Genomic DNA, 4,811 nt, shown 5'->3' on the forward strand with positions numbered 1-4,811 from the left:
CGAGCGCCAGCGGCTCAAGCTGGCCACCCACATGGCCGAGAAGGGCGGCGTCTACGTCCTCGACGAGCCGACCACGGGCCTCCACCTCGCCGACGTGGAGCAACTGCTGGGCCTGCTCGACCGGTTGGTCGACTCCGGCAAGTCGGTCATCGTCATCGAACACCACCAGGCGGTCATGGCCCACGCCGACTGGATCATCGACCTCGGCCCCGGCGCCGGCCACGACGGCGGCCGCATCGTCTACGAGGGCACCCCCACCGACCTGATCACCACCCGCCCGACCCTCACGGGCGAACACCTGGCGAGGTACGTGGGCGCCTGACGGCCCCCGGACCAGCCGCCCAGTTCGCCGGAACAAGGACCGGCCTCACCTGTCCTTGTTCCGGCGAGCCGCCCCGAGCCGCCTCACCGGCAGGCTCGCGACCGGAGGGGAGACCCCAGGAGCAGCACGCGCACTCTCATCAGATATACACTCAGGATATATCCGCGGTGTATGGTCCTCTCATGAGTGTTCCTCTCACCCTGTTGGGGCTGTTGGAGCGGGAGCCGAGCCACGGCTATGACCTCAAGCGCGACTACGACGCCTTCTTCAACCGCGGCAAACCGCTGCCGTACGGGCAGGTCTACACAACGCTCGGCCGGCTGGCGCGGGACGGGAAGGTCATCGCCGGCGAGGCGGAGCCCGGGGTCGGCCCGGAGCGCAAGCGCTACGTGATCACCGAGGCGGGGGCCACGGAGTTCGAGACCTGGCTCACCGAGCCGGTGGCCCCCGAGCCCAATCTGCAGACCGTGCTGTTCACCAAGGTCGTGCTCGCCCTGATGCTCGGCCGTGACGCCCAGCAGTATCTCGACACCCAGCGGGCCGCCCACCTGGAGCGGATGCACGAGCTGACGAAACTGCGCCGCAGCGGCCCGATCATCGACGCCCTGCTCGCCGACCACGGCCTGTTCCACCTGGAGGCCGACCTGCGGTGGATCGAGCTGACCACGGCCCGGATGGACACGCTGGCAGCGGCGGTGCGCGCGTGACCGCCCTGATCGAGGCCCGCGACCTCACCCTCTCCTTCGGCGAGACCCCCGCGCTGCGGGGCGCCGGCCTGGCCATCGAGGCCGGCGAGGTGTTCGCCGTGATGGGCCCGAGCGGCTCGGGCAAGTCCACCCTGCTGCACTGCCTGGCCGGCATCCTCACCCCCGACTCGGGCGAGGTGCGCTTCGACGGACGCCGCATCGACACCCTGAACGAGGCCGAGCGCAGCGCCCTGCGCCTGAACAGCTTCGGCTTCGTCTTCCAGTTCGGCCAGCTCGTTCCCGAGTTGACCGCCGAGGAGAACGTCGCCCTGCCGCTGCTGTTCTCCGGCATGCGCCGGGCGGCCGCGCTCGCCGAGGCACGGCCCTGGTTCGCACGGCTGGGTCTGGACGGCCTGGAGCGGCGCCGTTCGGGGGAGTTGTCGGGTGGTCAGGCGCAGCGGGTGGCTCTGGCCCGCGGCCTGGTGACCCGGCCCAAGGTGCTGTTCGCCGACGAGCCGACCGGGGCGCTGGACTCGCTGACCGGCGAACAGGTGATGGACCTGATGATGGACGCGGCACACGAGGCGGGCACCACCGTGGTCCTGGTGACCCACGAGCCCCGGGTCGCCGCGCACGCCGACCGGGAGGCCATCGTCCGCGACGGCAAGGTCAGCCTGCTCACGACCGGACGGACAGCCTCGTGATCGCCTTCGCGCTCCGCCTCGCGATCAGCGGCGGCCGGGAGGCGCTCGCCCGGCTCGCCATGATCGCCGCCGCGGTCGCCATCGGCGTCGGGCTGCTGCTGTCGACCTTCGCCAGCATGAACGCCGTCGAGCGGACCAACCAGCGGCAGGTGTGGCTCGACACCGGCGCCGCGAGCCGTACCGAGCAGGCGCCGGCGGACCCGCTGTGGTGGTGGCCGCACGGCGACTACTACGACGGCAAGTCCCTCACCGAGGTCGACGTCGCCGCGACCGGCCCGACCTCGCCCGTCCCGCCCGGCCTGACGCACCTGCCGGCGCCCGGCGAGTACTACGCCTCACCCGCGCTGGCCAAACTGATCCGCGGCACTCCCGCCGACCAGTTGGGCGACCGCTTTCCCGGGCGGCTCACCGGCACGATCGGCGACGCCGCCCTGGCCTCCCCGGACTCGCTGATCGCCGTCATCGGCCGTACCCCCGCCCAGCTCAGGGGCACACCCGGGGCGAGAACGGTCACGACCATCGCCGACACCCGGCCGGCCACCTGCGACAACGCGTGCTGGGACAACGCCGTGCGCGGCGACGCGCTGACGCTCATCTCCTCCGTGGTGGCCGGGGCGCTGATCTTCCCGGTGCTGATCTTCATCGCCACCGCGACCAGGCTGTCCGCCGCCACGCGCGAACAGCGGTTCGCGGCGATGCGGCTGGTCGGCGCCACTCCCCGGCAGGTGTCGCTGATATCGGCGGTGGAGTCCGCGCTGGCGGCGGCCGCCGGGACGGTGATCGGCTTCGGGCTCTACGCCGCGCTGCGCCCGCTGGTCGCCACCATTCCGCTCACCGGGCAGCAGCGGTTCTTCCTCCCGGACCTGACGCTCAGCGCCCCGCAGGCCCTCTGCGTCGTCGTCGGCGTGCCGGTGGCGGCGGCGATCGCCGCGCTCCTCGCACTGCGCCGGGTCACCGTCTCCCCGCTCGGCGTGACCCGTCGGGTGACGCCGCGCCCGCCGCGCGCCTGGCGGCTGCTCCCGCTACTGGCGGGCCTGGCCGAGCTGGCGTACTTCGTCTTCGCCGGCCGCCGACCGGCGACCGGGAACGGCCAGACGGCGGCCTACCTCCCCGGCTTCCTGGTGGTGATGCTGGGCCTGGTGATCGCCGGGCCGTGGCTGACCATGACCGCGGCCCGGGTCGTCGCCCGGCGCACCCGGCGCCCGGCCGCCCTGATCGCGGTACGGCGGCTCGCCGACGACCCGAAGGCCGGCTTCCGCGCGGTCAGCGGCCTCGTCCTGGCCCTGTTCGTGACCACCGCGACCGTCAGCATCATCGGCACCATCGACGACCACCGCGGCACGCTGGGCGGCGACCGGCAGACCCGGACCGTGGTGGAGGCGGGCGGTGACGGCGAGGCGCCGCTGGCCCGGGCCGTCCCGGCACGGCTGCTCAGCGAGGTGCGCGCGATACCGGGCGTGCGGGGCGTGGCCGTCGTCCACGCCAACCCCGACGGCGTCGGCGAGGTCGTGAACCGGCGCGTCCACCCAGGCGATCCACCCCCGGACGCACCGGCGCTGGTGACCTGCTCCGACCTGGCGCAGACTCCCATGGTGGGCCGCTGCCCGGCCGGCGCGGGCGTCACGGCCGTCGACTTCTACGAGTTCGTCAGCCTGCGGTCGCACCCGAGCCTGCAATGGCCCGCCGCCGCGATCAGCACCGCAGCCGTGGCCAGGCTCCCCGTACAACTGGTCTACGTGGCCACCGACGGGTCGACGGCCGCCAAGGAACACGTACGGACCCTGCTCACCATCGCCTACCCCCACCACCAGGCCCGCACGGTGGGCGACTGGGGCACCGACTTGCAGCAGGAGCTGGCCGGTTGGCGGCAATTGGCCAACGTGGTGCTGCTGACCACCCTGCCGATCGCAGGCTGCAGCCTGGCGGTGAGCGTCGTCGCGGGCCTGTCGGATCGCCGGCGCCCGTTCGCGTTGCTGCGGCTCACCGGCGCACCGCTGCCGTTGTTGCGGCGGGTGATCGGCCTGGAGAGCACCCTGCCGCTGCTGGCGGTGACCGCGATCTCGATCGGTGCGGCCTTCGCCGCCTCCGCCCTGTTCCTTAAATCGCAGATGCGCTACGACCTGGTGTCACCGGGCGTGGCCTACTACGCGCTCATCGCCCTCGGCCTCGTCACCTCGCTGGGCATCATCGCCTCGACCCTCCCCCTGCTCAAACGCATCACCGGACCAGAGGCCGCCCGCAACGGCTGACACGCCAACTCCCCGCTACGGCCCCGGGCACCCCGCCGAACGGCGTCCGGAGCCGATGGAGCACTCGGCAACACGACAACGGTTGTCTCCGAATCCACAGCCAGGAGCCACGAAACCCAGACCCGGGAGGATTCATGACCATCACGGCGACCACCACGGCGTCCAACAGCCGAAAACCCATGACACGCCGTCGCATGCTCGGGACAGCGCTGGCCACTGGGGTCGGGACTGCCGTGCCGCTCGGCCTCGCATCCCGCGCGTGGGCGGCTCCGACCGCCTCCGGCCCGGCGCGACTGACCCTGCCTCCGCCCACCGGACCGCACCCGGTGGGCACGGTGACGCTCCACCTCGTCGACACCTCACGCCCGGAGCCCGCGGCCGGCCCGGGGCATCACCGCGAGCTGATGGCCGGCGTCTGGTATCCCGCCCGCAGGGCGGAGAACCTGCCCCGCGCCCCTTGGATGACCGAGGGCGCGTTACGGGCGTTCCTGGCAGACGTCGGCTTCCCCCTCGACCCCGCCCTCGGCCCGCTGACCGCCGGGCACGTGGGCGCGCCCGTGCGCCGTACGGGCCACCGCCTGCCCGTCGTCGTGTACTCGCACGGCTCGGGCAGCCACCGCGGCGACCACACCGTCATGGTCCAGGAACTCGCCAGCCACGGCTACGCCGTGGTCACCGTGGGCCACACCCACGACACGTTCACCGAGTTCCCCGACGGCCGGGTGCTCACCCCGGACGACGTTCCGATGTTCCCCAGGGACTACGCCGCGGACCTCCGGTTCCTGCTCGACTGCGTGGAGCAGCTCGCCGCCGGGCACAACCCCGACGTCGACGGCAAGCCATTGCCCCA

The 4,811-nt window shown here is 72.7% G+C and carries 4 protein-coding genes and 1 pseudogene; all 5 read left to right on the top strand.

Annotated elements, in window-relative coordinates:
* Nucleotides 1-322, top strand: a pseudogene (locus tag IE249_RS36000) (excinuclease ABC subunit UvrA); the annotation flags it as partial.
* Between the two features lie 182 nt (nt 323-504).
* Nucleotides 505-1,029, top strand: coding sequence for a PadR family transcriptional regulator (locus IE249_RS03310; protein ID WP_189703264.1), 525 nt, complete (start codon nt 505-507; stop codon nt 1,027-1,029).
* On the top strand, nt 1,026-1,712 hold the full coding sequence (locus IE249_RS03315; protein WP_189703265.1) for an ABC transporter ATP-binding protein: 687 nt from the start codon (nt 1,026-1,028) through the stop codon (nt 1,710-1,712). Before IE249_RS03310 ends, IE249_RS03315 begins: the two co-directional genes overlap by 4 nt.
* Nucleotides 1,709-3,961 carry an FtsX-like permease family protein gene (locus tag IE249_RS03320; RefSeq protein ID WP_189703266.1) on the top strand — a complete coding sequence of 751 codons (2,253 nt, stop codon included), beginning with the start codon at nt 1,709-1,711 and terminating at the stop codon, nt 3,959-3,961. Before IE249_RS03315 ends, IE249_RS03320 begins: the two co-directional genes overlap by 4 nt.
* 335 nt (nt 3,962-4,296) lie before the next feature.
* A partial coding sequence (locus IE249_RS36005; RefSeq protein WP_444544799.1) for an alpha/beta hydrolase occupies nt 4,297-4,811 on the top strand: 515 nt, incomplete at its 3' end.

This window comes from Streptomyces anandii JCM 4720 (assembly GCF_014650655.1).
In the GTDB taxonomy this organism is placed as follows: Bacteria; Actinomycetota; Actinomycetes; order Streptomycetales; family Streptomycetaceae; genus Streptomyces; species Streptomyces anandii.